This is a genomic window from Albidovulum sp., assembly GCF_049646345.1.
Taxonomy (GTDB): domain Bacteria; phylum Pseudomonadota; class Alphaproteobacteria; order Rhodobacterales; family Rhodobacteraceae; genus Albidovulum.
Genome location: NZ_JBARVQ010000031.1, coordinates 1 through 3,837, shown reverse-complemented (window position 1 = coordinate 3,837; position 3,837 = coordinate 1). Strand labels below are relative to the sequence as shown.

Annotated in this window: 4 protein-coding genes; 1 reads left to right on the top strand and 3 read right to left on the bottom strand. The window is 60.3% G+C overall.

Annotated elements, in window-relative coordinates; genetic code table 11:
* Nucleotides 1-123: 123 nt before the first annotated feature.
* Entirely contained in the window at nt 124-903 is a 780-nt protein-coding gene (locus WBB85_RS00765; RefSeq protein ID WP_432636711.1) for an alpha/beta fold hydrolase, read from the bottom strand.
* 144 nt (nt 904-1,047) lie between these two features.
* On the opposite strand from WBB85_RS00765, the gene WBB85_RS00760 reads away from it, so the two are divergent.
* Entirely contained in the window at nt 1,048-2,262 is a 1,215-nt protein-coding gene (locus WBB85_RS00760; RefSeq protein WP_432636709.1) for an aromatic ring-hydroxylating oxygenase subunit alpha, read from the top strand.
* A 95-nt stretch (nt 2,263-2,357) separates the two neighbouring features.
* Here WBB85_RS00760 and WBB85_RS00755 read toward each other — a convergent pair whose 3' ends face one another.
* On the bottom strand, nt 2,358-3,179 hold the full coding sequence (locus WBB85_RS00755; protein WP_432636708.1) for an MBL fold metallo-hydrolase: 822 nt from the start codon (nt 3,177-3,179) through the stop codon (nt 2,358-2,360).
* The coding region (locus WBB85_RS00750; protein ID WP_432636707.1) for an arginase family protein at nt 3,172-3,837 on the bottom strand (666 nt) is incomplete at its 5' end. The genes WBB85_RS00755 and WBB85_RS00750, both read right to left, overlap by 8 nt.

Sequence of the window (3,837 nt, the reverse complement as noted above, 5' to 3'; positions counted from 1 at the left end):
AAATGAGCCCGGTCCTGCGCCCAGATCGTTGATTCTTCGCTGTTTTTCAAAGGGCTGTTCATGGCGCTCTTCCATATTGTGCCCGCGAACTATCTCGATCTCGTGCTGCACAATGAATATGGTTTATGCCATATCCACCGTTTGCGCATGACGCGCGAGAAAGTTGCGAAGCGAATGGGCAATGGTTTCTGGGGCCTCGGCCAGCATGGAATGGCGGACGCCGGGAATGATGCAAAGTTCCGCATTTGGCATGTGCCGTGCCATTTCCGCGTTACGTTCGGGCGAACAGGCCAGATCACCCGCCCCAGTCATCAGCAAAACCGGGAGCTTAAGGTGCGGCAGCCAAGGCTGCATCTCGGTTTCGCCGAAGATTTGGAAGACATTGGCAAGCACATCGGGAGGCACCGAAAGCACCTGTGCCACCCTTGCCGCGATCTTGGAATTGTTGTTGCGGGTGAAATCCTCGGAAAACCAGTTCGCCGCCATGGCCGGTATCAGATCGGGCCCCTCGCCAGCACGAATCCGGGCGGCGATCAGGCGCAGTCGGTCAATTTCTTCTGCCCGTCGGCCGGCCACCGATGACAGGATCGCCAGGGCCTGCGCCCTGCCGGGATTGTCCCTGACCCATGCCGCAGCGATCATGCCGCCGAGGGAATGCCCGGCCAAGGCCAGGGGACCCTCCGGCGCCTTGGCGATCACCCGGTCCAGATCCTTGACCAGATCAGCAAGCTCAAAGGCCGGCGTGCCGCTTTCGCCCGCGCCGTGGCCGCGCAGGTCATAGGTCACAACACAATGGGTCGGCGCCAGGATCTCGGCTATCCGCTGCCAGGTTGCGCCCGTCACCCCAATGCCATGAACCAGAACCAGGGTGGGTCCCTGACCCGTAATTGTTACCTTGGTCACATCTATCATCCGCTTATCGCGAGGTGGTTGCGGACTGGGTAGCCCCGGATGTCGGCGCAGCGAATAGGGCAATTGCCATATTTCGCCGCAAGGCAACCTCACTCAGATTCCGGCCAAGCGACTTTGCTTATGGGAGATTCAGTTTTGGACAAGAAACTCGCCGCATTGATGACTGCGCACGAATGTGAGGCGGTGCACCGCCCGCTTGAAACCGCCATGACACTGCCTGCCCAGGCATTCAACGACGAGGCTTGGTTCGCACTTGAAAAAGACCGGGTAATGGCGCGCAACTGGATGGGCGTGCTTTTTTCCTGCGAGGTCGATGAGATCGGCGACGTGCATCCGTTCGACTACCTCGACATGCCCTTGCTGGCGATCCGCGGCACCGATGGCCGGTTGCGCATGTTCCATAACATCGTGCCCTATGACGGCTGTCTGGTCGCCCAAACGCGCATGTCCGGCGTGACCGAAATCGAGACCTTCTACCACGGCCTGCGCTATGATCTGAACGGCAAGCTGACGGCCGCGCCCTTCTGGAACGCGCGCGCGGACTGCGACCGGAAGGCTTTTGGCGACAAGAACCCCGATCTGGCGCCCATCGCCTGCGAAGAACGCATGGGCGTCGTGTTCATCAATATGTCTGGCACGGCGGCCCCCATCGACGAGATGCTGGCACCCTGGCGGAAACTTGTCGGTGAACATTATGCCATCGACCGGCTGGTCCCGGCACGCGATGCCTCAGGCAAGCCGTTGGTCGAACGTCGGGTGATCAAGGGCAATTGGAAGACCTATCAGGAAAACGCGTCGATCAACCAGTTGCACGCCAGTTTCACCCACGCTATCTATCGCAACTCTCCCGACGTTCCGCGTGTGGACAGCGAGGGCAATCCCCTGTTCAGCCGCACGGTCGACGGTCCGGTCCTGGCCTTTCAGCACTTGGCGAAAAATTCGGCCAAGACGTTCGAAAAGCTGAAGCTTGCCACCGCCGGACATGATCCGGAGCGGATGCCCGACTGGGGCTTCTTCACGACGATCTACCCTAATGTGAATGCGCCGCTTTTAGAATATTACATCAAGGTCAATCTCTCGATCCCCATCGCACCCGGCCTGACGGAAACGGCCCATCTGCGCTTCTTCGCGCCCGAGGCACTGAAAAGCGAGGCATTCCAGAACGAAGAGACGGTCGTTCTGAAGGCTCTCTTCGATGAAGTGCATCAGGAGGATACGGTGGCAATCGAGGCCGTTCAGTCGGCCCGCCGGTCACCCGCCTTCCGCCAGCATTACTACGCGCCCTTCTGGGATCAGCTGCACCACCGGTTCAATCAGCTTGTGCTGGAAGACATGGAACGCGGGGACTGAGATTTGCTTCGACATCGAAAGGCGCCAGCGGGCATGATGCGCTGGCCCGGACTGGTTCCGTGGCGCTGGGCCAAACATCTGCCTATTTCGCGCGATCACGGCCTCTCGGGTGAATAGGCTAAATTCATCCGGGCATTGACCTTGAACTCGCCCGCCTCTGCCGGAGGGGACGTCACCAATCGTTCCAACATAGCGGCCAGATCGGCAAGATCGCTCATCCCAAGCTCGGGCGCCATGCTGCGCCCCTGTGCGTCGGGCTGGCCATGGGCGCCGAAAATGGCCGCGTCACCGGGCAAAAGCTCCAGCAACATCTGGCAACTTGCGTAGTAGGCCCGCAAGGATGCGCCCGGAACCTGCGCGTACAACGCTCCTCTATACAGGAAATCCGCAGCGAAAAGGCGCTTGCGCGCTGGCTCCCACAAAGAAATGGAATCCGGCGAATGGCCGGGAGTGTGCAGAACCTGCAGCCGCCGCGTCCCCACATCGATCCAACTTTGTGGCTTGACCCATTCTGTCACTGAGATCCTGGGCACCGCTAGCCCGTGTTTGGTGCCGAGGAAAAGGTCTTCTGTCGGCACCAGCACCTCACCATCAACACAGGCGCGCAACACTGGAAGATCGGCGATGATCACCGGGTCAAACGCGCCGATGCCGCCCAGGTGATCGTAATGCATGTGTGAAGGCAACACCTTCAACCCGGCCCGCCTATGCCGGTTGACCACCGGTGAAATTGGGACCTGGCCACAGCCCGTATCGAACAGCAGGCTGTGATCGCCGTCAGAAATCAGATAGCTCCAGTTGCACTGGAAATAGAGCGGCTCGCCAATCGCCAGCGTATCGGCGTCCAGCGTTTCCAGCGCAAACCAGTCTTCCTCCCAGACCGCATCAGGCGCCAGCAAGGGGCGGTTGTCATCCAACCCGCGCCCCTCCCCGCCGTGCTGCAAGTAGGCAAATGAGGTTCAGGGCAATTGCCGCTCCTGCCACGGCGGTTGCACCGGTGGTGTCGAAGGGTGGGCTGACCTCGACAACATCGCCGCCGATGATGTCGATTCCGGCAAGGCCACGCAGGATCAGGTCGACCTGGCCCGAGGTCAGCCCGCCAAAGACCGGCGTGCCTGTCCCCGGCGCGAAAGCCGGATCGAGGCCGTCGATGTCGAATGTCACATAGACCGGGCCGTTGCCGACGATCTGCCGCAGACGTTCAACCACCGCTTTGGGCCCATGTTCGTGCACCCACAGCGAATCCAGTATCGTGACGCCTAGAGGATCCTCGATCGTGGTTCGGATCCCCACCATGGCCGACCGCGCCGTATCAACCAGCCCGTCTTTAACCGCGCGATACATCATCGTGCCATGGTCGATGCGGTCCGGATTGTCGTCGGGCCAGATATCGGAATGGGCGTCGAACTGGATGATGGCGACCGGCCCATGCTTTTCTGCGATGGCCTTCAGGATCGGGTTAGTGATGTAGTGGTCGCCCCCCAGGGTGATCGGCACCGCGTAATGTGACATAATGCTACGAACATGATAGGTGATGGCCTGCGGGATGGCTCTGTCCAGCGCATGATCGAAGGC